This window comes from Nonomuraea sp. NPDC049714, from assembly GCF_044465295.1.
In the GTDB taxonomy this organism is placed as follows: Bacteria; Actinomycetota; Actinomycetes; order Streptosporangiales; family Streptosporangiaceae; genus Nonomuraea.
This window is the reverse complement of the sequence record NZ_JBITLM010000001.1, coordinates 1,207,382-1,231,730: the sequence shown is the minus strand read 5'-3', so window position 1 is coordinate 1,231,730 and position 24,349 is coordinate 1,207,382. Positions and strand designations below refer to the sequence as shown.

Genomic DNA, 24,349 nt, shown 5'->3' with positions numbered 1-24,349 from the left:
ATCACGGCGGAGGTGTGATGATGGGGCATGGCCGGCCCCGGTCCCGTGTCGTCTCGTGTGGGAGTGCGCAGTGGTTGAGCATGTTCTTGTCGCCCCGGACAAGTTCAAGGGTTCGCTGACGGCCGCCGAGGTGGCCGCCGTCGTGGCCGCGGCCCTTGCGGCGGGCCCGGGCGTCGCGGCGGTCGAGCTGCCCGTCGCCGACGGCGGAGACGGCACCGTCGACGCGGCCGTGGCCTGCGGTTTCACCCGCGTCACCATCAGCGTCACCGGCCCGACGGGTGAGCCGGTAGACGCGTCCTACGCACGGCGCGGCGACACCGCCGTGGTCGAGCTCGCCGAGGCGTCCGGCCTGCGCCGCCTGCCCGGCGGCCCCCAGCCGCTGACCGCCACCAGCCACGGCACCGGCGAGCTCGTCGCCGACGCCGTCAAGCAGGGCGCCACCCGCGTCGTGCTCGGCCTGGGCGGCAGCGCCTGCACCGACGGGGGAGCGGGCCTGGTGCGGGCACTCGGCGCCCGCCTCCTCGACGCCGCCGGCGACGACCTGCCGCCCGGCGGGGCCGCGCTGCGCGACCTGGAGCGGATCGACGTCTCCGGCCTCCTCGACCTGTCCGCCGTGGAGATCGTCGTCGCCTCCGACGTCGACAACCCTCTGCTGGGCCCGCACGGCGCGGCGGCCGTCTACGGCCCGCAGAAGGGCGCCACGCCGGACCAGGTCCGCGTGCTCGAGGCCGCGCTGTCCCGCCTCGCCGCCGTCGCCACCCGTACCCACGGCCTGGTCGGCGCCGTCGAGCACGACGACAGGCCGCGCCCCATGGGCGTCGCCGGCGCCCCGGGCGCCGGCGCGGCGGGCGGCGTCGGCTTCGCCGCGCTGGCGTTCCTGCACGCCGACGTTCAGCCTGGCATCGACTACCTGCTCGACCTGCTCGGCTTCAACGACCTCGTCAAAGGCGCCCGGCTGGTGATCACCGGCGAGGGCTCGCTCGACGAGCAGTCCCTGCGCGGCAAGGCGCCCGTCGGCGTCGCCCAGGCCGCCGCCAAGGCGGGCGTCCCCGTGGTGGCGGTCTGCGGGCGCCGCACGCTCAGCGACGCCGACCTCCAGGCGGCGGGCATCACGGCCGCCTACGCGCTCACCGACCTGGAGCCCGACCCCGACCGCTGCATGGCCGAGGCCGCCGCGCTCCTGCGCGAGGTGACGGCCCGCCTGGCCGCCGACCACCTCGCATGAGCGGCACCCGCGCCCCTTCAGCCGGCGCCCGCGCGGGAGACGGCGCCCCCGTGAGCGGATACGACCTGGTGGTCAGGTCGCGCAGGACCGTGACGGCCGACGGGGAGCGGGCGCTGGCCGTCGCCGTACAGGACGGCCGGATCGCGGCGCTGCACCCCTACGACGCGCCGCCGCCGGCGGCGGAGGAGATCGACCTGCGGGACCTGGCGCTGCTGCCCGGCCTGGTCGACACGCACGTGCACGTCAACGAGCCGGGCCGGACCCACTGGGAGGGGTTCGCCTCCGCCACCAGGGCCGCCGCCGCCGGAGGCGTCACCACCATCGTCGACATGCCGCTCAACTCGCTGCCGCCGACCGTCAGCGTCGAGGCGCTGGAGGCCAAGGTGCGCGCCGCCGAGGGGCAGTGCCACGTGGACGTCGGGTTCTGGGGCGGGGCCGTGCCGGCGAACGTCAAGGAGCTCCGGGCGCTGCACGACCGGGGCGTCTATGGGTTCAAGTGCTTCCTGTCGCCGTCGGGGGTGGAGGAGTTCCCGTCGCTCACGCCGTCGCGGATGCGGGAGGCGATGGCGGAGATCGCCGGATTCGACGGCCTCCTGGTCGTGCACGCGGAGGATCCCGCGCTGCTGACCGACTGCGCGGGCCCGTCGTACCGGCAGTTCCTGGAGTCGCGGCCGGGAGCGGCCGAGCGGAGCGCGATCGAGCAGGTCGTCGAGGCGGCGCGGGAGACCGGCGCGCGGGCGCACATCCTGCACGTCTCCAGCGCCGAGGGTCTGGACGTGCTGGCGCGGGCCCAGGCGGACGGGGTGCGGATCACCGCCGAGACCTGCCCGCACTACCTGACGCTCGACGCCGAGCAGATCCCCGAGGGCGACACGGCCTACAAGTGCTGCCCGCCCATCCGCTCGGCCGCCAACCGCGACCTGCTCTGGGAAGGGCTCGCCCGGGGCGTGCTGAGCTGCGTCGTCTCCGACCACTCGCCCGCGACCCCCGACCTCAAGGTGCCCGACTTCGCCGCCGCCTGGGGCGGCGTCGCCTCCCTCCAGCTCGGCCTGCGGGCGGTCTGGACCGAGGCGTCCCGCAGAGGGCACGGGCTCGGCGCGGTGGTCCGCTGGATGTCGGCCAACCCCGCCGCACTGGCCGGGCTGGCGGGCAAGGGCGGGATCGAGCCCGGGAACGACGCCGACCTCGTCGCCTTCGACCCGGCCGTCACCGAGCCGGTGGACGCCCGGCGGCTGCACCACAAGAACCCGGTCACGCCCTACCACGGCCGTCACCTCAAGGGCGCCGTCCTGACCACCTGGCTCCGGGGCAGGCCGGTCGACGGGACACCGTACGGAAATCTGCGGTTCGGAGATTAGATGCACCCCTTCACCCGCCTGCCCGACCTCGCGCTCCGCAGCCACGGCGGCGCGGTCGTCGCCGCCAGCGACGAGTCCTTCGCCGACAAGGAGTGCCTGATCCGGCCGGAACGTCCCGTCTTCCGGGCGGAGACGTTCGGCAGCAAGGGGCAGGTGTACGACGGCTGGGAGACCCGCCGTCGCCGCGAGCCCGGCCACGACTGGGCGCTGGTACGACTCGGCATCCCGGGAGTGATCCGCGGGGTGGTGATCGACACGGCCTGGTTCAAGGGCAACTATCCGCCGTACGCCTCCGTCGAGGCGGCCGAGGTGACCGGACACCCGTCACCGGCCGAGCTGGCCGAGGCCGCCTGGGAGGAGATCGTGCCCAGGAGCGCGCTCAACGGCGACGCCGAGCACCACTTCGAGGTCGCCGCCGGCGGCCGCCACACCCATGTGCGGCTGAACACGTTCCCCGACGGCGGCATCGCCCGCCTGCGGGTGCACGGCGAGGCGCGGCCCGACCTGTCCGTCTACGACGGGCTCGGCCTCGACCTGGCGGCCCTGGCCAACGGCGGCCTGGTGACCGCCTGCTCCGACGAGTTCTACTCCTCGCCCAACCACGTCCTGGCCCCCGGCCTGGCCCGCCACCAGGGCGAAGGCTGGGAGACCGCGCGCCGCCGCGGCGCGGGCAACGACTGGCTGGTCATCCGCCTCGCCGGGCGCGGCCTCATCCGCCTGGCCGAGATCGACACCACCAACCTGCTGCACAACGCCCCCGGCTGGGTGTCGCTCACCGGGCTCGACGGCGGCCGCGAGACGGAGCTGCTGCCGAAGACCAGGCTCCAGCCCGACACCCCGCACCGCTTCCGGCTCCGGCACGCCGAGCCGGTCGGCCAGGTGCGCGTCGACATCTACCCCGACGGCGGCCTGGCCAGGGTGCGCCTGCACGGCGTGCTGGCCTGAGCGCGCGTCCCTGAGCCAGGTGTCTGTCCCGGAGGAGCGGGCGTCCCTGAGCCAGGTGTCGCGGAGGGGCTGGCGTCACTGCCAGAGGTGGACCTCCGAGCCGGGCGGCCGCTCGCTGCTGGGCGCCGGACGCTGGAAGCGCACCACGCCGCTGTTGCCCAGGTTGCGCACCCGCACCCGGAAGCCCTGCGCCTCCAGCTCGGCCTTGGCGTCGCTGATGCTCTTGCCCATCACCTGCGGCACGATCCGCGAGTCACGGTCGCCGTCATCGTCGTCGCCTTCGCCGTTGTCGCGGCCCCACCACTGCCAGAAGTCCTGCTGGCAGCGGGCCACCGTGATCATGGCCGGCGCGCCCTTGTCGACCTCCGACTTGGCCTTGGGCGACTGCGCGATGACGGTGCACGGCTCGGCGTCGTCGTCGACCTCGGCGACCTGCACCGCGAAGCCCTGCTGGCCCAGGAAGGCGGCGGCCTCGTCCTTCGGCATGCCGCTGACGTCCGGCATCACCATGCCCGCACTCACGTAGATGTCGACCTTGGCGCCTTCCTTGACCTTGTCGCCCACCTGGGGCGAGGTCCGGATCACGGTGTTACGCGCGATCTCGAGGTTCTGCATGCGCCTGACCTTGCCCACGGTGAGGCCCTCGGTGGCGATCGCGCTGCGGGCGTCCTGCTCGGACATGCCCTGGACCTTGGGCACCAGCACGCGCTTCGGCCCCAGCGAGGGGACCAGCGTGATGGTCTGCCCGCTCTCGACCTCGGTGCTGGGCGCCGGATCCATCTCCAGCACCAGCCCCTCGGCCACCTTCTCGCTGTGCTTGCCCGCGACCTTGACGATCCCGAAGCCGAGCCTTCTGGCGTTCTGCTCGGCCACCGTGATGTTCTTGCCGACCAGGTCGGGCACGGTGGCGTAGCTCTTCTGGGAGAAATAGAGCCCGGTCGCCGCGACCGCGACCACCATGACGGCGGCGAGCACCACCAGGAACCAGTTGACCCTGAACCGGTCGCGGCGCGGCGGTGGCGGCGGTGGCGCGCTCTCGGCCCGCGGCTGGATCAGTGTGTGCGCGGGCGCGGCGCGCGGCGGCATCGTGTGCGGCCGGGAGTGCTGCGGCGAGCGTGCCGCCGGCGGCTCCGTCTGCCGGGGCAGCAGCCGGTGCGCCTCCACGGCGGCCACCAGCATCGCGGTCGCGTCCGCCGGGCGGTCCTGCGGGTCGCGGGCCGTGGCGTGGGCCACCAGCGTGTCGATCAGCCGGGGCACGTCGTGCACCACCGACGACGGCGCCGCCACGGTGTCGTGCACATGCCGGTAGGCCACCGACATGGGCGTCTCGCCGTCGTAGGGCTGCTCGCCCGTCACCAGCTCGAACAGCATGATGCCCGCGGCGTAGACGTCGCTGCGCACATCGGCGCCGCCGGTCGTCACCTGCTCGGGCGACATGTAGCCGATCGTGCCGATCATCACGCCGGTGCGGGTCTGGTTGGTCGCCTCGATCGCCCTGGCCAGGCCGAAGTCCACGACCTTGACCCGGCCGTCGTCGGTCATCAGCACGTTCTCGGGCTTGACGTCACGATGGACGAGCCCGGCCTGGTGGGCCGCGCCGAGCGCCGCGAGCACCGGGATCATGATCTCCAGTGCCTCGCGGGCCGGCACCCTGCCGCGCTCGCGCAGGATGTCGCGCAGCGTCTTGCCGGGTACGTACTCCATCGACAGGTAGACGATGTCGTTGTCGGTGCCCTGGTCGAAGACGTGCACCACGTTGGGATGGGAGAGACTGGCCACCGACTTGGCCTCGCCGATGAACCTGCGCACGAACGCCGGGTCCTCGGCGAGCGAGCGATGCATGACCTTCAGCGCGACGGTCCGGTCCAGCCGGATGTCCAGCGCGAGGTAGACGGTCGCCATACCGCCCCGGGCGATCAGTGACTCGATGCGGTAGCGCCCATCGAGCAGCCGGCCGACCAGAGGGTCCGCTGTCGTCGTGTCCACCCCGCCGAGTTTACGGGCGTTTCGCCCCCGGGAGGGCCTGAGCATCCGAAACCGATGCGGACCCGTGCCCGTTCAAGGGTTTCCCGGCGAGTCCGCGGTGACCTGAAGGCCGACGGTGGTTCGCCGGCCTCAGGGCGTCATCGGTGACGACGCCTCAGCGTAGCGCCGGCGCGGGATGCGGCCCGCCTGCCACGCCTGCCGACCGGCCAGCACCGCGCCCTTCATCGCCGTCGCCATCAGATCCGGCCGCTGCGCCCTGGTCACCGCCGTCGCCAGGAGCACGGCGTCGCAGCCCAGCTCCATCGCCAGGGCGGCGTCGCTGGCCGTGCCGATGCCCGCGTCGAGGATCACCGGCACCCCGGCCGCCTCCACGATGAGCTCGATGCTGTGCGGGTTGCGGATGCCGAGCCCGGAGCCGATCGGCGAGCCGAGCGGCATCACCGCCGCGCAGCCGGCCTGCTCCAGGCGGCGGGCGAGCGCCGGGTCGTCGCCGATGTACGGCAGCACCACGAAACCGTCGGCCACCAGCCGCTCGGCCGCGTCGAACGTCTCGATCGGGTCCGGCAGCAGGGTCCGCTCGTCGGCGATGACCTCCAGCTTGACCCAGTCGGTGCCGAGCGCCTCCCTGGCCAGCCGCGCCGTCAGCACGGCGTCGCCGGCGGTGAAGCAGCCCGCCGTGTTGGGCAGCACCCGGATGCCGCGCTCGCGGAGCACGTCCAGCACCGAGCCGCGGGCGCCGGGGTCGAGCCGCCGCATCGCCACCGTGGTCAGCTCCGTGCCGGACGCCGCCAGCGCCGCGTCGAGCACCTCCAGCGAGGGCGCGCCGCCCGTGCCCATGATGAGCCGGGAGGAGAACTTCTCCCCGGCGATGATCAGATCATCCACCTTGCACCGCCGTCAGCACCTCCACGAGGTCGCCCTCGCGCAGCGCCGTGGTCTCCCACGAGCCGCGCGTGACCACCTCACCGTTCACGGCCACCGCCACGCCGGTGGTGGCCCCGCCTGACCGTCCGGTCAGCTTCTGTACGGCCTGCGCCACGGTCATGCTGTCAGGCACCTCGTGCGCGGCCCCGTTGACCATCAGTTTCATGAGATATCCCGGAATCTAGCGGGTGAGCACAATGTCGCGAGATCGCCACCCTCGCCCTGGACGATCGCGGCCGTGACGGGGGTGAGCAGCACCCCACTGCGGAAGTGACCGGTGGCCAGCGTGAGGCCCGGCGTGCCGCTCGGCCCGACGATCGGCAGATTGTCCGGTGTCCCCGGGCGCAGGCCCGCCACCACGTCGGCGACCTCCAGCTCGGTGACGCCCGGCACCAGCTCCCTGGCGTCCCGCAGCAGCTCGTACAGGCCGCCCGCGGTCACCCTGGTGTCGAAGCCCAGCTCCTCCTGCGTGCCGCCGACGACCAGCTCGCCGTCACCGCGCGGCACCAGATAGACCGGCGTCCCGTGCACCATGCCGCGCACGCACCGGCCGAGCAGCGGCCGCTCCGAACGCAGCCGCATGATCTGCCCCTTGACCGGGCGTACCGGCACGTTCGCCAGCTCGCCGCTCCACGCCCCGGCCGCCAGCACCACCCGTTCGGCCAGGATCTCCCCGGGGCTCGCCGGGGGCGCCAGCCGTACACCCGTGACCCGGTCGCCGTCGCGCAGCAGCTCGCTGACGCGCGCCGGCACCAGCGGCACGCCGCGCCGCTCCAGGGCGGCGAGCAGCGCCGCGGTGACGCGGCGCGGGTTCACCCAGGCGTCGGTCCCGGCCAGCAGCCCGCCACGCACGGAGGGCGCCAGCATCGGCTCCAGCCGGCGGCACTCCCGGCCCGTCAGCCGCTCGACCGGCAGGCCCAGCTTCTCCATGAACGCGGCAAGCTCGCCCAGCGCGGCCAGGTCGTCGGCCCCGAACGCCACGTCGAGCGTCCCGTCGGCCCGCAGGTCGAGCCCGGCCCTGGCGGCGGCGGAGATCCCCCCGCCGAAGCCTTCGCCCGAGCCGGACACCCCGTCCGCACCGCCCGCCGCGCCGAGCTCGCCGTCGGAGCCAGGGGCGGCGCCCGGGATGAGCCCGTGACGGGAGCCAGGGGCGTTGTCCGGGACGGGACCGTCGCCGGGGGCGGGCTTCGGGGCGGGCGCGTGGCGGGAGCCGGGGGTGTCGTTCGTCAGGCCCGCGTCGGCGGCGAGTTCGGCGGCGAAGGCGGGCCAGCGGCTCAGGGAGGCGAGGCCGAGCCGGAGCAGCGGCTCCTCGGTGTAGGTGACCTCGCTGACCGGCGCCAGCATGCCCGCCGCGGCGTGGGAGGCGCCCGAGGCCGGGGCCGGATCCACCACGGTGACCGGCCGGCCCTCGCGAGCCAGCCGCCAGGCGATGGACAGCCCGACGATGCCCGCTCCGACGACCACGTCCATGGTCCGCTCCCTTCGCCGGCATGATCCGGATCAGGTGTCTTGCGGTCGAAGGCCCGGTAAAGCCTTCCTCTCAGCCCGGTATCGGCCGGACTCCCGCGCGTCTTACGTCCCCTACCTTACGGCCTCGACGCGACGATCCGGCACGCCCCCCGTTATGGTCATTTACGTGAATCGTGTCGTGGTGGTAGGAGCGGGTCTGGCGGGCGTGCGCAGCGTCGAGGCTCTGCGTGCGCGGGGCTTCGACGGCAAGATCACTTTGATCGGGGAGGAGCGGCATCGGCCGTATGACCGCCCGCCCCTGTCGAAGGCCGTGCTGCTCGGCGACTCCGACTCCAGCTTCGTCGACTCCGACCTGTCCGCGATGGGGATCGACTTCAGGCCCGGCGTCTCGGCCAAGGCGTTGCGGGCCGGCGCCGTGGAGACCACCGAGGGCGAGCTCGCCTATGACGGGCTGGTGATCGCCACCGGGACCGAGCCGATTATGCTGCCCGGCGACGGCCCGCAGCACGCGCTGCGCACCCTGGACGACTCGCTGGAGCTGCGGGCCAGGCTGGTCCCCGGCGCTCGGGTGGCGGTCGTCGGCGCGGGCTGGATCGGCGCGGAGGTGGCCACCGCGGCCCGCCGGGCCGGTTGCGCGGTGACGGTGATCGAGGCCGCCTCCGCACCGCTCGCGCTCGCGGTCGGCGCCGAGATCGGCGCTCGCACGCTGAGCTGGTACGACGGCATCGACCTGCGGCTCGACACCATGGTCGGAGCGGTGGAGGAGGGCGGCGTCGAGCTGGTCGGCGGCGGCTTCGTCGAGGCGCACGTGGTCGTCGCCGGGATCGGCGTGCGCCCGGCCGTCGAGTGGCTCGCCGACGCCGACATCGACCTGCACAACGGCGTCGTCACCGACGAGCACCTGCGCACCTCGATGCCGGGCGTGGTCGCGGTGGGCGACTGCGCCGCCTGGTGGTCGCGCCGCTACCAGGCCAGGCTGCGCGTGGAGCACTGGGACACCGCGCTGGGCGCGCCCGAGGTCGCCGCCGCGACCCTGCTGGGGGAGAAGGCGGTCTACGACCCGGTCCCGTACTTCTGGTCGGAGCAGTTCGGCCACATGATCCAGTACGCGGGCCATCATCCGGCCGGCCGGCGGCTGCTGTACCGGGGCACGCCGGAGGGCAAGTGGTCGGCCTGCTGGCTCACCGACGAGGACGAGCTGGCCGCGGTGCTGTCCGTGGACCGGCCCCGCGACCTCGTCCAGGGACGCCGAATCATCGAGGCGGGCCACCGTCTGGACACGGAACGCCTGGTGGATCCGGACGTCCCCCTACGAGATTGTGTTGTTTGAGCAAGCACGGCGTGTGGTAGTTGTGGTTTCGTGACGCTTTCTGTTGCACAGATCGACCGGGAGACCGACCAGCTCGTTGACGAGTGGCTCACTCTCCCCGAAGTGGCCCAGCGCCTGGGGCTTCCCCTGGGGCGGGCCAAGCAGCTCCTCAAGGATCACAAGCTGCTCGGCGTAAGGCGGGGCAGCGGCGGGCCACAGGTGCCCGCGGTGTTCCTTGAAGGAAAGGACGTGATGAAGGGCCTCCCCGGCACACTCACCGTGCTGCAGGACGCCGGCTACGACGATGTCGAGGCGCTGCGCTGGCTCTTCACCCCCGATGACTCGCTGCCAGGCTCGCCGGTTCAGGCGATCAAGGCCGGTCGTCATACAGAGGTGAAACGGCGTGCCCAGGCCCTCGCTTTCTGACGCACGCCTCTACCTGTGCACCGACGGTCGGCGTGATCGTGGTGACCTGGCCGACTTCCTCGACGCGGTGCTCGCCGCGGGCGTGGACATCGTCCAGTTGCGGGAGAAGGGGCTCGAGGCGCGCGAAGAGCTCGCGCTGCTCGAGGTCTTCCGCGACGCCTGTGACCGGCATGGCCGGCTGCTGGCGGTCAACGACCGGGCCGACATCGCCTACTCCGCCCACCCAGACGTGCTCCACCTGGGGCAGGACGACCTTCCTGTGGCCGTCGCGCGAGAGATACTCGGCGACGACATCGTCATCGGACGGTCCACCCACTCCGCCGCCGAGGCATCCGCCGCGGCCGTGGAGGAGGGCGTCGACTACTTCTGCTGCGGCCCGATCTGGCCCACGCCGACCAAGCCCGGCCGCCACGCGCCCGGCCCGCCGCTGCTCAGGCACGCGGCGTCGCTGGGCGTGGACCGGCCCTGGTTCGGCATCGGCGGCATCGGCCTGTCCAACCTGGACGAGGTCATGTCGTACGGAGTGTCCAGGGTCGTGGTCGTGCGCGCGATCACCGACGCGGAGGATCCGGGCGCGGCCACGGCCGAGTTCGCCAAGCGGCTCACGTCCTCCGGGACGCCGGCCGGGTGAGCTTTCGCGGTCACATCCTGCGGGATGCGGGCTGGGTCAGCTTCGCGGTCACATCCTGCGGGAGGTGGCCGCGACGGCGAGTTCGGCGAGCGCGGCGCGGGCTTCGGGCGTGATCGGCGACTGTTCGAGTGAGGCGAGCGCCTTGCCGAGATAGTCGCCGATCATGTCCTCGCACTCCCGGAGCGCGCCGGTGCCCTCGATGATCTCGCGCAGGGTGGCCACGCCCCGCTCGTCGAGGTCCCGGTCGCCGAGCAGGGCGCGGACCGTGCTCGCCTCCGAGGCGGAGGCGGCGGCCAGCGTGCGGGCCACGAGCATCGTCCGCTTGCCCTCGCGCAGGTCGTCACCCGCCGGCTTGCCGGTCGTGGCGGGGTCGCCGAACACGCCGAGGATGTCGTCACGCAGCTGGAAGGCGATGCCGACCCGGGTGCCGTAGGCGGTGCACAGCTCGTCCATCCACGGCTTCGACTCGCCCGCGCCGAGCACCAGGCCGAGCCTCAGCGGATGCTCGACGGAGTACTTGCCGCTCTTGTAGAGCGCGACGCGCAGGGCCGACTCGAAGGTGTTCTCGCCGCCGGCCTGCTCCAGCAGGTCCAGATACTGCCCGCACATCAGCTCGGTGCGCATGTGGTCGTGCACCGGCTGGGCCGCCGCCAGCGACTCCGGGGGCAGGCCGCTGGTGCGCCACATCTCTCCCGACCAGATCAGCAGCAGGTTGCCCAGCAGGATCGCGGCACCCTCGCCGAACTGCTCCGCCGAGCCGTGCCAGCCGGCCTTCTCGTGCAGCGTCTGGAAGCGGCGGTGCGCGGCCGGCATGCCCCTGCGCAGGTCGCTCTTGTCCATCACGTCGTCGTGCACCAGCGCGCTGGCCTGCAGCAGCTCCAGCGAGGCCGCCGCGGTGAGGACGCCGGGCGCGTCGGTGCCGCCGGCGCCGCGCCAGCCCCAGTAGCAGAAGGCGGGGCGCAGTCGCTTGCCCCCCGACAGCAGCTCCTCCGCGGCCGTGTGGAGCGGCTCGAGTTCGGCCCCGCCGAGGGTGTGCAACTGCCGTTCGACGAACTCCCTCAGGCGACGGTCCACCTGGGCGCGCAGGTCGTCCATGCTCGCGGCGTCTGTGCTCATGCCATGAGACTAGTGGCCGGACGCTGACATTCGCAGAGCGCCTCATATCGGTTGATTCCCCTGCGGCGGGTGGTGCCGGCCGGGCAACGGGTAACCTTGCCGCATGGCGCTTGGTCGACCCTCCGTCCTACCCGATCGTGTCCCCACCGTGCGCGAGCTCCTCGCCTCGGGCGCACGATCGTTCTCGTTCGAGTTCTTCCCTCCCAAGACCGACGAGGGGGAGCGGCAGCTGTGGAAGGCGATCAGGGAGCTGGAGTCGCTGCGGCCGACGTTCGTCTCGGTGACCTACGGCGCCGGTGGGTCCACCCGTGACCGCACGGTCGACATCGTGGAGCGGGTGGCGCACGACACCACGCTCACGCCCGTCGCCCACTTCACCGCCGTCGACCACTCCGTCCGGGAGCTGCGCCACCTGATCGGCCGCTTCGCCGACGCCGGGGTGCGCAACATCCTCGCCGTGCGCGGCGACCCGCCCGGCGACCCGTCGGCGGAGTGGGTCAAGCACCCCGAGGGCGTCCTGTACGCCGAGGAGCTGGTCCGGCTGATCCGCCAGGCCGGCGACTTCTGCGTGGGCGTGGCCGCGTTCCCCTACAAGCACCCCCGCTCGCCGTCCATCGAGTCCGACACCGAGCAGTTCGTGCGCAAGTGCCAGGCCGGCGCCGACTACGCGATCACGCAGATGTTCTTCCAGGCCGACGACTACCTCCGGCTGCGCGACCGGGTGGCGGCCCGCGGCTGTGACACGCCGATCATCCCGTGCATCATGCCGGTGACGCAGCTGAGCACGATCGCGCGGTCGGAGCAGCTGTCCGGCGCGCCGTTCCCGCCGGACGTGGCCGCCCGCTTCGAGGCCGTCGCCGACGATCCGGCGGCGGTGCGCAGCCTGGGCATCGACCACGGCGCCGAGCTGTGCCAGCGGCTGCTCGACGAGGGGGCGCCGGGCATCCACTTCATCACCTTCAACCGCTCCAGCGCCGCCCGTGAGGTCTTCCAGCGCCTGCAGCCCGCGCCGGTGCCGGGCTGAGCCCGGAGCCGGGTGTTGACTGATGGGCATGATCGCTGATTTCTGGTTCGACCCTTCGTGTCCGTACAGCTGGCTCACCTCCCGGTGGCTGCTGGAGGTCGCGAAGGTCCGCCCGGTCGAGATCCGCTGGCACGTGATGAGCCTCTCGGTGCTCAACGAGGGCCGCGACGACGATCCCGAGAACGATCCCGAGGGTTACCTGTGGGTGCCGGCCCGCATCGCCGCCACCGTGGGGCACCGCTTCGGGCATGAGGCGCTCGGGCGCTTCTACACCGAGTTGTGGCGTGGCCGCGGCGACGAGCGGAACGAGCAGGGCGGGGAGACCGAGCAGGACTGGCTGGGGGACTTCCGGCGGGCGCTGTCCGCCGCCGGGCTGCCCGCCGACCTCGCGGAGTCGGGTCTGACCGAGGCCGGCGACGACCTGGTCCGCGCCTCGCACGCCGAGGGGATCTCGCTGCTCGGCGACCACATCGGGACGCCGATCTGCGCGGTCACCGGTGCGGCGGAGGAGCGGATCGTCTTCTTCGGCCCCGTGATCTCCCAGCTGCCCACCGGCGAGCAGGCCGGGCGCCTGTGGGACGGCACGCTGCTGGTGGCGGGCACTCCGCACTTCCACGAGCTCAAAGGCCACGCGCACGAGGAGCCGCGGCTGCCGTGACGGGTCCGGGGGCCGCCACCCGCCCGCAGGGGGACCGGGCGGGTGGCGTTCGGGGAAGGTGGACAGAGAGTAAAGAGCTCGTCGCTCTCTGTCATAGAGGATGCCCGCCGGAGTGCGGGTTCAATCCTCGTCGGGTCATGAGCTGGTCAGGGGGAGCGGCCTGCCGACGATCGCGTACTCCTCGTGGCCGCCCGGGAAGACGAACCTGCTCAGCAGGTCCGTGAAGCCCATGCTGGCGTAGAGGTGGCGGGCGGCCGTGGGCCGGTCGTGGGTGGACAGGATGGCGGAGCGCTCGCGGCGACCGGCGCACAGGGTGCGGACCATCGCCCGGCCGATGCCCTTGCCCTGATAGTCGGGGTGGACGTGGATCTCGGCCAGCTCGAACGCGTGCCCCAGCCAGGCGTCGGCCACCGCGCGGCCCGCGCGCTCCTCCAGCGCCCGGTAGACCACGTCGTGCCACCACTGACCCGGCGCGCCGCGGAACCCGTAGGCGAACCCCACGACCCGGGGCGCCCCCTGGAGCTCCGCCGCCCCCTGAAGCCCGAGCGGCGCATCACGCCATTCTGCGAAATAGCACTGGAAATAGGGATATGTCCCATGATTTCGCATGATGGCCCTACGGCCGGGGATCTGATCCGCGGGCGGGCGCATGGCGGCGCTGTAGACGTCGATCACCGTGTCCAGGCGCTCGCCGAACTCGGTGGGTCCCGCGCCGCGAAACTCGATCACCGTCGAACCCTACTCCCGCCCGGCGCGCGTCACTCGACCTCGACGGGCGTGCCGCCGGTGATGCGGACGAGCTCGTCGAAGGTGGTCGGGAAGACCGTGTGCCGGTGGCCGCCGGCGGCCCACACCTTCTCGTGCTTGCTCAGCCAGGTGTCCACCAGGGTCCGCACCGGCGCCGGGTGCCCGACGGGAGCCACGCCGCCGATCGGCTGCCCGGTGGCCTCCCTGACGAACTCCGGCGTCGCTCGCCGTACCTTCTGAACGCCCGCGGTGCGGGCGATCAGCTCCACGTCGACGCGGTGCGCGCCACTGGTGAGCACCAGCAGCGGCTCGCCGTCCGCTTCGAAGATCAGGCTGTTGGCGATCGCGCCGACCTCACAGCCGACCTGGGCGGCCGCGGTGGCGGCTGTGGGCGCCTTCTCGGGCAGCACCACGATCTCGCCTGCGACTCCCAGAGTCCGGAGCGCTTTTTCCACACGTATCGCGTTAGCGGGCAACTTCTCGGGCATGCGGACACTCTAAACACATTGACCGGCGGTTTACGTTCTTGCTGCTGGTGTGTAGGGTCTTTTGATTCAGTTGGTAAGGGTTTGAGAGGTGGTACTGGTGGGATTTCTACGGCTACCAGGACTGACCGCTCTCCTGACGGCGGGAGTCGTCGCCCTCGCCGGCTGCGGCACCCAGGCGTCGTCGCCGGTGGCGGCGAGCGCGCCGAGCCCGGTGAGCGCCGGGGGTCAGGCGGGATCGGTCGCTCCTGTCATCGCACCGGACAAGAAGCTCAAACTGGGCGCGAAGGGCGAGGCGGTCTCCTGGCTGCAGCGCCGCCTGAAGGAGCTGGGCTACCGCCCCGGCAAGGTCGACGGCCGCTACGGCGGCACCACGCTGGCCGCGGTGTGGGCGTTCCAGAAGGTCAACGGCATCAAGCCGACCAGCACCGTCGGCCGCGCCACCTGGTCGGCCCTGGAGGCCCCCGAGCCGCCCAAGGTGCTGGTCAAGAACGGCAAGCCGACCCGCGCCGAGGTCAACCTCAGCAAACAGATCATGGTCCTGTACGTGCGCGGCGAGGTGAAGCTGATCACCCACGTCTCCTCGGGCAGCAACGTCCCCTACTGCGAGACCGCCACCTGGCAGGGCAAGACGCAGCGCTTCTGCGGCTCGGCCAGCACCCCGACGGGCGACTACCGCACCACCTGGCGCAGGGACGGCTGGCACCGGTCCTACCTCGGGCAGCTCTACAACCCGATCTTCTTCAACGGCGGCATCGCCTTCCACGGCGCGCTGTCGGTGCCGCTCCACCCGGCCTCCCACGGCTGCGTCCGGATGCCGATGAACGTGGCCGAGGAGGTCCCCGGCCTGGTCGGCACGGGTGTCCCGGTGCACGTACGCGGCAAGTTCCGCCGCTGACCGGCTGACGCCCGCGGGCGCCACAGGCGTGCGTGACCGGCTCGGCTCATTCGGACGCCGGGCCCGCCAGGTGGCGCAGGCCGCGGATGCTGATGTCCACGGCGCGAGGCAGCGCCTCCCGCACCTGTTCAGGTGAGTCACCCCTGGTGAGGCTGGCCACGGCGGTGAGCTTGACCGCGCCGACCACTGAGCCCACTGCCGCGGTGCAGCTCACCAGGTCCAGCTCGTCCGGGTACGCCTCGTGGAGCGCCCACGCGAGCCGCAGCTGGTTGTCGAAAAGCATCTGCAGGGCACGGGCCTGAAGCGCGGGCACGGACATGATCAGAGCGAGTCTGACCTGCGGTTCCACGACGTCGTCGAAGTCGTCCTCGGCCCTGGCGTGCTCCAGGCTGCTCTGCACGATCCGGCGCAGCAGGTCACCCGCCGGCTCTCCCGGCCCTCTGGTGTGGATCAAAGCCATGACCTCTTCCATGCGCTGGGGCGCGTCGTAGAGGACCACGTCCTCCTTGCTCGCGAAGTAGCTGAAGAACGTCCGTGTGGACACGTCGGCCTCGGCCGCGATCTCGGCGACCGTGGTCTTTTCGTATCCCTTGTCCTGAAACAGCCGAAGCGCGGCTCGCACCAACGCCTGGCGCGTGCGCTGCTTCTTGCGCTCCCGTAGGGCCACCATGGCCGCACTATACTGCATCGGTTTACCAGTTTCACTCATTGCAATTTTGCACTCGATGTTGTTTTCTGGAGGGGACGCGAGAGGAGACATGATGACCGACCTGACCCTGACCTTCGAGCGCGAACGCCCCCTCGACCCGCCGGAGGTGTACACACGCATCCAGCAACAGGACGCCGTGCATCCCATGACCTACGGCGACGGCCACCTAGGCTGGCTGGTCACCGGCTACACCGTGGGCCGAGCCGTGCTCGCCGACCCGCGCTTCAGCAGCCGGACCGAGCTGGCGCACCCGCCGATCCCGAGCAGGCTCGAACTCGCCCAGCGGGTAGGCGCGGACGAGCTCAAGGTGCCTCCCGGGTTCTTTCTGCGCATGGACGCGCCCGAGCACACCCGCTTCCGCAAACTGCTGACCGGACAGTTCACCGTGCGGCGGATGAAGCAGCTGGAGCCCCGGATTCAGGAGATCACCGAGTCCTGCCTGGACGACATCGAGGCCACGGGGCCACCGGCGGACCTGGTGAGTGCCTTCGCGATGCCCATCCCGTCGCTGGTGATCTGCGAGCTGCTCGGCGTGCCGTACGAGGACAGAGCGCAGTTTCAGGAGAACTCCAAGGTTCTGCTCAGCCTCGAGGGCAGTGGTCAGGACGCGCTGGACGCGATCGCCAGGATCTCCGTCTTCCTGCACGGACTCGTCGATCGCAAGCGCGCCCACCCCGAGGACGACCTCATCAGCGGCCTGGTGGCGAGCGGCGAGCTGAGCGACGCCGAGATCACCGGAGCCGCGGTGCTGATGCTGGTCGCCGGGCATGAGACCACCGCCAACATGCTCGGACTCGGCACCTACGCGCTGCTCACCAACCCCGGCCAGCTCGCCGCCATGCGCGACGACCCGTCACTGCTGGCCAACGGTGTCGAAGAGCTGCTCCGCTACCTCAGCATCCTCCACCTCGGCCCCGTCAGGACCGCCCTGGAGGACCTCGAGCTCGACGGCCGCCTCATCAAGAAGGGCGACTCCGTCACCCTGCACCTGCCGGTGATCAACCGGGACCCGTCCCGTTTCCCGGGCGCGGACCGCCTCGACGTCACCCGCGAAGTACGCGGCCACCTGGCCTTCGGGCACGGCATCCACCAGTGCCTCGGCCAGCAACTCGCCCGCATCGAGATGCGCATCGCCTACGGTGCGCTGCTGCGCCGGCTACCTGGCCTAGGCTTGGCCGTACCGCCTGAGGAGGTGCCCATGCGCTCGGACATGAGCATTTACGGAGTGCACCGCCTCCCCGTCACCTGGTAGGTAAACATGGAGATCAAGGCCAACACCCAGCTGTGCATCGGAGCGGGCATGTGCGCGCTCACGGTTCCGCAGGTGTTCGACCAGAGCGACGATGAGGGCCTGGTCGTGCTCCTGGACCCGGCCCCGCGCGCGGACCTGGAGGAGGCGGTGCGCCGCGCCGTCAACCTCTGCCCGTCGGGGGCCATCTCGGTCGACTGACGCGGCAACCGGCGGCCGCCGTCACCATGCCGAACCGGCGCGGTGACGGCGGCCGTCGGCATCCCCTCACTGCATCCCCTACGGCACCCGCCGTTTCGCACAACGCCCCGGCCCGCCCGGCCTGGCCTCGGCCTGGCCAGGCCTGCGCTCGGCCGGCTCCAGTCCCGGCCTCAACTCTGCCCTGGCCCGGCCGCCACTCTGCTGTACCCGCTTCCGGCCCTGCCGCGCCCCGGCCTTTGCCGGTCCGCCTCGACGTCGGTCTCGGTCTCGGTCTCGGTCTCGGCATCCGTCCTGAACTGGCTCCCGGGCGCCAACCCCGGGTCTGGCTCGCCTCCGCGTCCCGGTGTCCGGGCTGCTCGCGGGGCGTTCGGTTCTCGCGTGCGGTGCCCGGGGAGGTCGACGGTCTGCTTGGTTCGCTGCTCGGGGCATGGGTTGGCGTGCTGCCGTTGTTGTTCGGCTGGAGGTTGTTAGTTGGTCTGGTACGGCTCCGAAGCGGGTATTCGCATCATGGTCATCGAACCTGTGTTCGTGGAACTGGTTGACACCGAGCGTGATCGAAATTATGTTCGACCTAGTGACGTGAGGCTCGCGGCTCACGTCTATGGACCTGATCGCGGGGCATCGCTTCCCCCAAGCGAGACCCGCGATCAGGCTCCACGGGCGAAGGGTGCGTCCTCGTCGTCGGCGGAGACGAGTGGGCGTGCCCTGGCCGGACGGGGAGAGGGGAAGCTCCTCGTCCGGCCAGCCCGGCGGAATTGTCGGTGGGGTCTGCGATTCTGACTTCACCGGTGGCAACGTCGGGAGTCGCCAACGACTCGAAGGAGGCGAGCAAGATGGCACCACGGCTCAGAGAAACGCCCGGGCCCCGGCTGTCGCCTGCGGTTCGGGCCCACTTGACCGATTCTCGTTCCTGCCTGGCCGACGCGGCTGCGGCTCGCACCCCGGCCTCTCGATATGTGGCGGCGCACCTGGCGGCGCTGCGTGCGGCCGCGGCGATCCTCGCCGCTCGCCCGCGTCCCATGGAGGGCCGCAGGCGACGTCTGCGCAGCGCGTGGGATCTGCTCCCCGAGGCTGAGCCCCAGTTGGCCGAATGGGCCGCCTACTTCGCGGTGAGCGCCGGCAAGCGCGCCGCGGCGGAGGCCGGCGTGGTCCGTGGCATCAGCGCCTCGGACGCGGATGAGCTGCTGGCCGAAGCCGACACCTTCGTCTCCACCGTCGAGGACCTCCTCGGCGTCCCCGCCCAGCCCCAACTCCCTGCGGACGTGCCCCTGGCAGGCTGACCCTCGTCCGCTGAGGTTGCCCCGTCGGGTCGGCGTTTCCCCGTGGAGTCGGCGTCCCCGGTCATGTCCCCGGTCGGCGTCGCCGCCTAGCCTCAGCTTCCTGCGGATGTGCCCCTGGCGGGCTGGAGTTCCGCGGTGACCGACGACGTGCTGGCCGCCACCCGGGCCCGCCAGGCGCGCGGCCCAGTCCGTCACGCAGCTCGCCCGCGAGCTCGGCGTCGGCAGGCCGACGCTGTACCGCGCGGGAGACAGCCGACGCCCGAGAGCGGCAAGGACGCCCTGACCCCACCCGTCTACGTGACTAAGCGGACCCGGCAGCGCTGGCATCCAGCGTGCGCTTGAGCGGCGGCACCGCCTCATCCGGCACCGCGCTCTGCGACTGCGCCGCAGTGCGCGTGGCCACCTCACCCAGCAGCTCGCCGGGGAGCATCTGTCCCAGCTCGGTCGACAGCGGCACCGCCGTGGCGTCACCCGCCGAGGGCCCGCTGATCTCGGCTCTCACTGTGCTTCAGTCCTCGTCGTGATAGGCGCGCAGCTCACGGCGCGCCTGGTGACGGCTGCGGCGGCGGTCCTCGCGACGGATGTAGTACGCCTCGCGGTACCCACCCTTGGTCTCGCGGACGAGCACGTGGTAGCCGGGAGTGCCCCAGTAACAGCCGCCCCGGCGCCAGTTCGCACTGTCGGCGGTGATCTCGTCCGGCAGCGTGCACGGCCCGAAACGATGATCATGCACGGGTACGCAGGTCATCGGCGGCGCGTCGGCCATCCGCACCCACCAGGGCCGGGTCTTGTCGGTCTTGCTCATACGGTCACCTTTCGGCTCCGTGACGCCCCGGGCTGGGGCTGTCACTAGATCGGGTGCACCGTGATCACCTCCGACTTCACGAACGACAAAAGGAACCGAAAGCGAGAGAACCTGATTTCGACACTACAGCGAACCCAGCAGTTGGCGGATTTCCGTCCGGACGTGCGGAACGTTCGGAGATGAGTCCGGCGCCCAGCGGCGCGATGACGCTGCCCTGGACGTCTACGCAGGTCGCATTGACCGCCAAGTGTTTTTGCTGCGAGGTCGCTCGTTCGGGCCGTGTGACGCGATTCCTGCCACCAGGCCAGGCAGGGCGCGTGGTCGATCGGTTCTTCGGCCGGCTGGTCGCGCTGTGACCGGCCCCGCGCCGTGTCGCCCGGGGTCGTGGCCAGGGTGATTTCCCCTCGTTTTGTGGGGGGTATGGGGGCTGCGTTCGTCCGCTGAGATTCCCCGTGAGAGCGGGCGTTTCCGTCCAGCTCCAGCTTCCTGCGGATGTGCCCCTCGCAGGTTGACACCCGTCCGCTCTGTTCCCGTGCGGTAGGACGGCAAATGGATCTCGTCGTACTGGGCTGCCCGAAACGGGGTGGCCATGCTCCGGCGGTGAACCACGCGCGGAGCCTCGGTGATGTATCAGTGGTTCGCCCGGCGTAGAACAAGTCCTGTCAGGCCGTCTGCATGGTGACCGTGGACCATAATGCCAAGTTTGTGGAAATTATGGCGAAAGAGGGCAGATATCCCAATTCGGGTGCTCTCGCGAGTGTGGTGCGGGCGGGCTCGGCGTGCGGTGCACGGTGCCGCGTGGGCGTGGTGTCCGGCTTGTGCGAGCGGAACGGGGGCGCGCCTGGGGTGGCGCGCCCCCGTCGGCAAGAGGACGGCCGTGCGTCAGAACGCCTCGACGGCCCGGCGGGCCTCGGCGTCGAGGACGCCCCAGCTGATGAGCTCCTCGGTCAGCTCGCTGGGCGACTTGTCATAGATCACGGCCAAGGAGCGCAGGTCCTCCTGGCGGATGGACAAGACCTTGCCGTTGTAGTCGCCGCGCTGGCTCTGGATCGTGGCGGCGTAGCGGGCCAGGGCGCCCGCCTTCTCCTTCGGCAGGGTGGCAAGCCGCTCCAGGTCGATGACAAGCTTCGGTGTCGGCCCGAGCGGGCTGGGCGCGGCACCGCCGGGCAGCAGCTCGGAGACGGGCACCCCGTAGAAGTCGGCAAGCTCGGCAAGCTTCTGCACCGTGACCGCACGGTCGCCACGCTCGTATGAGCCCACGACGACGGCTTTCCAGCGGCCCCGTGACTTCTCCTCGACTCCGTGCAGGGACAGGCCCTGCTGGGTGCGGATGGCGCGGAGTCGTGCACCCAGCGACTTTGCGTACTCAGACGGCATTTGTGTGGCCCCCCGGCTCTCGTATGTGTAGCTCTCAGTAGATTGTGCTCCCTTGCGGCGAATGCCTGAGCCACCGGGGGTCCGGTGCCGGTTCGGCACCAATCGGTAGCCATGGCCTCAGGTTTGCCCTGGAACGCCGCGCGGTTTTGGTTACGCACAGTGACGGTAAAGGGGTGGACGCCTGAGGTCAAGCTGATTGGAAAAAAGATGTCGAATCCGATCCGGGATAGAAAGCCTCTTAGATCCCTGTTGTCCCGCTGGTAACGATATTTTCGGCACGGTCCAGGCGAATGTCCGGGAGGCTCAGGGAGTGCGCGCCAGGATCATGACAGGGCAGGTCGCGGCCCTTACGATCTTGATACTGGTGTCGCCGAGGAACACGCGCCTGAGCGGTCCCGCGTCGCTGGAGGCGCAGATGACGAGCTCGCCCGGAGCCCAGCGGCCGTGCTGCAGAGCCCCCGCGACGCTCCGGCCCTCCAGGAGCTCCACCTCGACGTCGGTGCGCCGCCGGTGCCCGCGCGCCGCCGAGTTGAGGTCGGCGGTCGCCTGGTCCCGAAGCCGCGCCAGCATGTCGAGCTCCACCTTGACCGGCCTGGCGCTGCTCACCAGCAGCGTCACCAGCCGCAGCGGCAGGTCCATGACGCCCGCGAGCCGGGCCGCCCGCTTGACCGCCGCGTCGGCGCACGGGCCGCGCCGGTAGGCGACGGTGAGGCGGTCGAGCGCCGGAGGCGGATCGTCGGCGTAGCCGCGCGGGGCGAGGATCACCGGCACCGGCGAGGCGTGCAGGAGCTGGTCGGCGGTGCTGCCGAGGACGATGCGGCCGATGTTGCCGCCCGGCGCGGAGCCGATCACGACCGCGCTCGCGCCGCGCTTGCGCGCCAGCTCCACCAGCCCGCGCCCGCTGCCCTTGTGCGTGTGGGTGATGTAGTCGGCGTCCTCGCCGACCAGCTCGCGCGCCTGCGCGAGCGCGGCGGTGGCTTGCTCCTCCAGGTAGGCGGCCCACGCGCTCGCGTCGGCCCTGGCAGGCCCGAGCCCGCCCGGCGCGGGCGGCTTCACGGTCGCCACCGTCAGATGCGCGCCTGCCTGCCTGGCCAGGAGTACGGCCAGCGCCAGCCCGTCGCGGCCCTGGGGCTCCGGGATGAAACCGGTCAGCAGGTTGTCGAACTTCATCAGGGCACCTCGGCGTTCAGCCGCGAGTGGCGGTAGCCGTACAGGAAATAGCAGATCAGACCGGCGAGCATCCACAGCCCGAACGCCGCCCAGGTGACGCCGGCCAGGCCGGCCATCACCAGGAAGCAGAAGATGACACCGAGCACCGGCGTGACCGGGAACAGCGGGGTCCGGAAGCTGCGTGGCAGGTCGGGGCGGCGGTAGCGGAGGATGAGCACGCCGGCGTTCACGATCGCGAACGCGAACAGGGTGCCGATGCTGGTCGCCTCGGCGAGCTGGCCGAGCGGGATCAGCCCGGCCAGCACCGAGATGAACGCGGTGACGATGAGCGTGTTGGCGACCGGCACCTGGCGGCGCGGGTTCACCCGCTGGAAGACGCGCGGGATGAGCCCGTCGCGGGACATGGCGAACAGGATGCGGGTCTGGCCGTACATGACCGTGAGCACCACGCTGGCGATGGCGATCACCGCGCCGAAGGACACGATCAGGCCCGCCCAGGTGGAGCCGGTGGCGAGGTCGGCGATGAGCGACAGGCTGGCCTCGGTGCCCTCGGGGTCGAAGTCGGTCCACGGCATGGCGCCGATGGCGGTCACCGCGACCAGCACGTAGATCGCCGTCACGATGGCCAGCGACAGGACGATGGCCAGGGGCAGGTCGCGTACGGGGTTCTTGGCCTCCTCACCGGCGGTGGAGGCGGCGTCGAAGCCGATGTAGGAGAAGAACACCTGGGACGCGGCGGCCGTCACGCCCGCGATGCCCATCGGCGCGAAGGGGGTGAAGTTTCCCGCGGTGAAGCCGGTGAACGCCACCAGGCAGAAGAACAGCAGCACAGCGATCTTGATGAGCACGAACACGGCGTTGGCCGTGGCGCTCTCCGACGCCCCGCGCAGCAGCAGCCAGGTGGCCAGCAGCACGATCAGGATCGCGGTGACGTTGACCACACCGCCGTCCTGGCCGGGGGAGCGGGTGATCGCATCCGGCAGGCTCCAGCCGAACAGGCTCTCCAGGAAGGCGTTGAGATACTCGCCCCAGCCCACGGAGACGGCCGCGACGGAGACGGCGTACTCCAGCATGAGGCACCAGCCGCAGATCCAGGCGACGAGCTCGCCCATGGTCGCGTAGGCGTAGGAGTAGGAGGAACCGGACACCGGGATGGTACCGGCGAGCTCGGCGTAGGACAGGGCGGAGAACAGCGCCGTGATGGCGGCCAGCACGAACGCCAGCACCACCGCCGGGCCGGCCTTGGGCACGGCCTGGCCGAGGATGACGAAGATGCCGGTGCCGAGCGTGGCGCCGACGCTGAACAGCGTGAGCTGCCACAGCGACATGGTGCGGCGCAGATCGCCGCCCTCGCCGTGGCCGCCCTCGGCGACGATGCGCTCGGTCGGCTTGGTGCGGAGCAGCTGCCTCGCCAGGGACACCTTGGACCTCCTTGACGCCTAGAGCGTGCTGGTCAGCGGCCATCTGGCGTTCGGTGTCACGATCGTTCCCGCGTCGCCGCCGAGTATGCGTTCGGCCTGGTCGAGCCGGCCGATGGCGGCCATGTCGCCGGTGGTCTCGACGAACCGGCAGACGGCGTCCACCTTCGGCCCCATCGATCCGGCGGGGAAGTCCATGGCGCGGAGTTCGTACGGGGTGGTGTGGGCGATCTCGCTCTGCCGCGGCGTGCCGAAGTCCCGCATGACGCGCGGTACGTCGGTGAGGATCAGGAACGCGTCGCAGTCGAGCGCCTCGGCCAGCATGGACGCGGTGAGGTCCTTGTCGATGACCGCCTCCACGCCCGCCAGACGGCCCTGTTCGTCCCGGACGACCGGGATACCGCCGCCGCCCGCGCAGATGACCACGACCCCCTCCCGGACCATCTGGCGCACCAGCCGGGTCTCCACGACCCGCTGCGGCGCGGGGGAGGGGACGACGCGCCGCCAGTGGCACCCGTCGGGCTTGACGGTCCAGCCGTGCTCGCCGGCCAGCTTCTCGGCCTCCTCGCGCTCGTACACCTGGCCGACGAACTTGCTCGGGTCGTCGAAGGCCGGGTCCACGGCCGACACCAGGGTCTGCGTGACCATGGCCAGCACCTGCCGGCCCGGCAGGGCGTTCTGCAGGGCCTGGAGCATCCAGTAGCCGATCATGCCCTGGGTCTGCGCGCCGAGGGTGTCGAAGGGGTACGGATTCTCCAGGGCCAGCATGCCGACCTGGGGGCCGTTGCCGTGGGTGATGATGAGCTCGTGCTTCCTGGCCAGGTCGGCCAGCGTCTTGACGACGCCGCGCACGTTGTCCATCTGGGTGTGCGCGTTCGTGCTCTGGCCCCTGCGCAGCAGCGCGTTGCCGCCGAGCGCGACGATGACCCGCATCCTGT

General features: G+C 71.4%; 26 protein-coding genes and 1 riboswitch. Of the genes, 12 read left to right on the top strand and 14 right to left on the bottom strand.

All coding sequences use genetic code 11. The annotated features are described in order from the left end of the window. Window positions 1–70 precede the first annotated feature (70 nt). The 3 genes from ACIBQX_RS05890 to alc are packed head-to-tail and all read left to right on the top strand — an operon-like array spanning window position 71 to window position 3,528. On the top strand, window positions 71–1,225 hold the full coding sequence (locus ACIBQX_RS05890) for a glycerate kinase (protein WP_397001037.1): 1,155 nt from the start codon (window positions 71–73) through the stop codon (window positions 1,223–1,225). 50 nt (window positions 1,226–1,275) lie between these two features. Then, complete coding sequence (allB, locus tag ACIBQX_RS05885) at window positions 1,276–2,583, top strand: allantoinase AllB (protein WP_397001035.1); 1,308 nt, start codon at window positions 1,276–1,278, stop codon at window positions 2,581–2,583. Then, entirely contained in the window at window positions 2,584–3,528 is a 945-nt protein-coding gene (alc, locus tag ACIBQX_RS05880; RefSeq protein WP_397001033.1) for an allantoicase, read from the top strand. It begins immediately after the preceding gene. A 75-nt stretch (window positions 3,529–3,603) separates the two neighbouring features. Here alc and pknB read toward each other — a convergent pair whose 3' ends face one another. The 4 genes from pknB to ACIBQX_RS05860 all read right to left on the bottom strand — a co-directional run bounded on the left by pknB (window position 3,604) and on the right by ACIBQX_RS05860 (window position 7,908). Further along, the gene (gene pknB / locus ACIBQX_RS05875) at window positions 3,604–5,514 is read right to left on the bottom strand and encodes a Stk1 family PASTA domain-containing Ser/Thr kinase (protein WP_397001031.1); all 1,911 of its coding nucleotides are present in this window, start codon (window positions 5,512–5,514) and stop codon (window positions 3,604–3,606) included. 129 nt (window positions 5,515–5,643) lie between these two features. Further along, window positions 5,644–6,399, bottom strand: a complete 756-nt coding sequence (locus tag ACIBQX_RS05870) for a thiazole synthase (RefSeq protein ID WP_397001029.1) — start codon at window positions 6,397–6,399, stop codon at window positions 5,644–5,646. Then, complete coding sequence (gene thiS, locus ACIBQX_RS05865; RefSeq protein WP_397001027.1) at window positions 6,392–6,604, bottom strand: sulfur carrier protein ThiS; 213 nt, start codon at window positions 6,602–6,604, stop codon at window positions 6,392–6,394. The genes ACIBQX_RS05870 and thiS overlap by 8 nt, the downstream gene beginning before the upstream one ends. Continuing rightward, window positions 6,601–7,908, bottom strand: a complete 1,308-nt coding sequence (locus ACIBQX_RS05860) for an FAD-dependent oxidoreductase (protein ID WP_397001025.1) — start codon at window positions 7,906–7,908, stop codon at window positions 6,601–6,603. Before ACIBQX_RS05860 ends, thiS begins: the two co-directional genes overlap by 4 nt. Beyond that, a riboswitch (TPP riboswitch) is annotated at window positions 7,899–8,015 on the bottom strand. It overlaps the preceding gene by 10 nt. A gap of 59 nt (window positions 8,016–8,074) precedes the next feature. Here ACIBQX_RS05860 and ACIBQX_RS05855 point away from each other — a divergent pair. From ACIBQX_RS05855 to thiE, 3 genes are read left to right on the top strand one after another with little or no spacing between them, the layout of a single operon-like run. Further along, window positions 8,075–9,238, top strand: a complete 1,164-nt coding sequence (locus tag ACIBQX_RS05855) for an NAD(P)/FAD-dependent oxidoreductase (protein WP_397001023.1) — start codon at window positions 8,075–8,077, stop codon at window positions 9,236–9,238. Window positions 9,239–9,268: 30 nt separating this feature from the next. Next, window positions 9,269–9,643, top strand: a complete 375-nt coding sequence (locus ACIBQX_RS05850; RefSeq protein ID WP_397001021.1) for an Rv2175c family DNA-binding protein — start codon at window positions 9,269–9,271, stop codon at window positions 9,641–9,643. Beyond that, window positions 9,621–10,274, top strand: a complete 654-nt coding sequence (gene thiE / locus ACIBQX_RS05845) for a thiamine phosphate synthase (protein WP_397001019.1) — start codon at window positions 9,621–9,623, stop codon at window positions 10,272–10,274. Before ACIBQX_RS05850 ends, thiE begins: the two co-directional genes overlap by 23 nt. Before the next feature lie 48 nt (window positions 10,275–10,322). Here the strand turns inward: thiE and ACIBQX_RS05840 are convergent, their stop codons facing one another. Then, the gene (locus tag ACIBQX_RS05840) at window positions 10,323–11,390 is read right to left on the bottom strand and encodes a polyprenyl synthetase family protein (protein WP_397001017.1); all 1,068 of its coding nucleotides are present in this window, start codon (window positions 11,388–11,390) and stop codon (window positions 10,323–10,325) included. A gap of 103 nt (window positions 11,391–11,493) precedes the next feature. Between ACIBQX_RS05840 and metF the strand changes: the two genes are divergently transcribed. Both metF and ACIBQX_RS05830 read left to right on the top strand, forming a co-directional pair. Further along, window positions 11,494–12,414 carry a methylenetetrahydrofolate reductase [NAD(P)H] gene (gene metF, locus ACIBQX_RS05835; RefSeq protein WP_397001015.1) on the top strand — a complete coding sequence of 307 codons (921 nt, stop codon included), beginning with the start codon at window positions 11,494–11,496 and terminating at the stop codon, window positions 12,412–12,414. A gap of 28 nt (window positions 12,415–12,442) precedes the next feature. Then, a complete protein-coding gene (locus tag ACIBQX_RS05830; protein WP_397001013.1) occupies window positions 12,443–13,072 on the top strand; it encodes a disulfide bond formation protein DsbA in 630 nt (209 codons plus the stop codon). A 135-nt stretch (window positions 13,073–13,207) separates the two neighbouring features. Here the strand turns inward: ACIBQX_RS05830 and ACIBQX_RS05825 are convergent, their stop codons facing one another. Then, window positions 13,208–13,801, bottom strand: a complete 594-nt coding sequence (locus ACIBQX_RS05825; RefSeq protein ID WP_397001011.1) for a GNAT family N-acetyltransferase — start codon at window positions 13,799–13,801, stop codon at window positions 13,208–13,210. Window positions 13,802–13,830: 29 nt separating this feature from the next. After that, entirely contained in the window at window positions 13,831–14,307 is a 477-nt protein-coding gene (locus ACIBQX_RS05820) for a YbaK/EbsC family protein (RefSeq protein WP_397001009.1), read from the bottom strand. A gap of 97 nt (window positions 14,308–14,404) precedes the next feature. Between ACIBQX_RS05820 and ACIBQX_RS05815 the strand changes: the two genes are divergently transcribed. Further along, entirely contained in the window at window positions 14,405–15,202 is a 798-nt protein-coding gene (locus ACIBQX_RS05815; protein WP_397001007.1) for a peptidoglycan-binding protein, read from the top strand. 46 nt (window positions 15,203–15,248) lie between these two features. Here ACIBQX_RS05815 and ACIBQX_RS05810 read toward each other — a convergent pair whose 3' ends face one another. Then, window positions 15,249–15,872 (bottom strand): TetR/AcrR family transcriptional regulator, encoded by a 624-nt coding sequence (locus ACIBQX_RS05810; RefSeq protein WP_397001005.1) that lies wholly within the window; start codon window positions 15,870–15,872, stop codon window positions 15,249–15,251. A gap of 91 nt (window positions 15,873–15,963) precedes the next feature. On the opposite strand from ACIBQX_RS05810, the gene ACIBQX_RS05805 reads away from it, so the two are divergent. From ACIBQX_RS05805 to ACIBQX_RS05795, 3 genes are all read left to right on the top strand, one after another. Then, complete coding sequence (locus ACIBQX_RS05805) at window positions 15,964–17,163, top strand: cytochrome P450 (protein ID WP_397001552.1); 1,200 nt, start codon at window positions 15,964–15,966, stop codon at window positions 17,161–17,163. Window positions 17,164–17,169: 6 nt separating this feature from the next. Then, window positions 17,170–17,361: a ferredoxin gene (locus tag ACIBQX_RS05800; RefSeq protein WP_397001003.1), complete on the top strand. Its 192-nt coding sequence runs from the start codon at window positions 17,170–17,172 to the stop codon at window positions 17,359–17,361. Between the two features lie 893 nt (window positions 17,362–18,254). After that, complete coding sequence (locus ACIBQX_RS05795; protein ID WP_397001001.1) at window positions 18,255–18,641, top strand: SAV_6107 family HEPN domain-containing protein; 387 nt, start codon at window positions 18,255–18,257, stop codon at window positions 18,639–18,641. Window positions 18,642–18,942: 301 nt separating this feature from the next. Here ACIBQX_RS05795 and ACIBQX_RS05790 read toward each other — a convergent pair whose 3' ends face one another. The 6 genes from ACIBQX_RS05790 to arcC all read right to left on the bottom strand — a co-directional run bounded on the left by ACIBQX_RS05790 (window position 18,943) and on the right by arcC (window position 24,344). Continuing rightward, window positions 18,943–19,143 (bottom strand): hypothetical protein, encoded by a 201-nt coding sequence (locus ACIBQX_RS05790; protein WP_397000999.1) that lies wholly within the window; start codon window positions 19,141–19,143, stop codon window positions 18,943–18,945. A 6-nt stretch (window positions 19,144–19,149) separates the two neighbouring features. After that, window positions 19,150–19,446, bottom strand: a complete 297-nt coding sequence (locus ACIBQX_RS05785) for a hypothetical protein (RefSeq protein WP_397000997.1) — start codon at window positions 19,444–19,446, stop codon at window positions 19,150–19,152. Window positions 19,447–20,328: 882 nt separating this feature from the next. Next, a complete protein-coding gene (locus ACIBQX_RS05780) occupies window positions 20,329–20,823 on the bottom strand; it encodes a transcriptional regulator (protein ID WP_138711987.1) in 495 nt (164 codons plus the stop codon). Window positions 20,824–21,126: 303 nt separating this feature from the next. Beyond that, window positions 21,127–21,993, bottom strand: a complete 867-nt coding sequence (locus ACIBQX_RS05775) for a universal stress protein (protein WP_397000995.1) — start codon at window positions 21,991–21,993, stop codon at window positions 21,127–21,129. After that, complete coding sequence (locus ACIBQX_RS05770; protein WP_397000993.1) at window positions 21,993–23,414, bottom strand: amino acid permease; 1,422 nt, start codon at window positions 23,412–23,414, stop codon at window positions 21,993–21,995. The genes ACIBQX_RS05775 and ACIBQX_RS05770 overlap by 1 nt, the downstream gene beginning before the upstream one ends. An 18-nt stretch (window positions 23,415–23,432) precedes the next feature. Then, a complete protein-coding gene (arcC, locus tag ACIBQX_RS05765; protein ID WP_397000991.1) occupies window positions 23,433–24,344 on the bottom strand; it encodes a carbamate kinase in 912 nt (303 codons plus the stop codon). Window positions 24,345–24,349: the final 5 nt, after the last annotated feature.

Coding starts and splice junctions, on each gene's coding strand:
- alc (WP_397001033.1), top strand. CDS start 2,584: ATGCACCCCTTCACCCGCCTGCCCGACCTCGCGCTCCGCAGCCACGGC.
- thiS (WP_397001027.1), bottom strand. CDS start 6,604: ATGAAACTGATGGTCAACGGGGCCGCGCACGAGGTGCCTGACAGCATG.
- ACIBQX_RS05860 (WP_397001025.1), bottom strand. CDS start 7,908: ATGGACGTGGTCGTCGGAGCGGGCATCGTCGGGCTGTCCATCGCCTGG.
- ACIBQX_RS05840 (WP_397001017.1), bottom strand. CDS start 11,390: ATGAGCACAGACGCCGCGAGCATGGACGACCTGCGCGCCCAGGTGGAC.
- metF (WP_397001015.1), top strand. CDS start 11,494: ATGGCGCTTGGTCGACCCTCCGTCCTACCCGATCGTGTCCCCACCGTG.
- ACIBQX_RS05830 (WP_397001013.1), top strand. CDS start 12,443: ATGATCGCTGATTTCTGGTTCGACCCTTCGTGTCCGTACAGCTGGCTC.
- ACIBQX_RS05820 (WP_397001009.1), bottom strand. CDS start 14,307: ATGCCCGAGAAGTTGCCCGCTAACGCGATACGTGTGGAAAAAGCGCTC.
- ACIBQX_RS05810 (WP_397001005.1), bottom strand. CDS start 15,872: ATGGTGGCCCTACGGGAGCGCAAGAAGCAGCGCACGCGCCAGGCGTTG.
- ACIBQX_RS05805 (WP_397001552.1), top strand. CDS start 15,964: ATGACCGACCTGACCCTGACCTTCGAGCGCGAACGCCCCCTCGACCCG.
- ACIBQX_RS05800 (WP_397001003.1), top strand. CDS start 17,170: ATGGAGATCAAGGCCAACACCCAGCTGTGCATCGGAGCGGGCATGTGC.
- ACIBQX_RS05785 (WP_397000997.1), bottom strand. CDS start 19,446: ATGAGCAAGACCGACAAGACCCGGCCCTGGTGGGTGCGGATGGCCGAC.
- ACIBQX_RS05780 (WP_138711987.1), bottom strand. CDS start 20,823: ATGCCGTCTGAGTACGCAAAGTCGCTGGGTGCACGACTCCGCGCCATC.
- ACIBQX_RS05775 (WP_397000995.1), bottom strand. CDS start 21,993: ATGAAGTTCGACAACCTGCTGACCGGTTTCATCCCGGAGCCCCAGGGC.
- arcC (WP_397000991.1), bottom strand. CDS start 24,344: ATGCGGGTCATCGTCGCGCTCGGCGGCAACGCGCTGCTGCGCAGGGGC.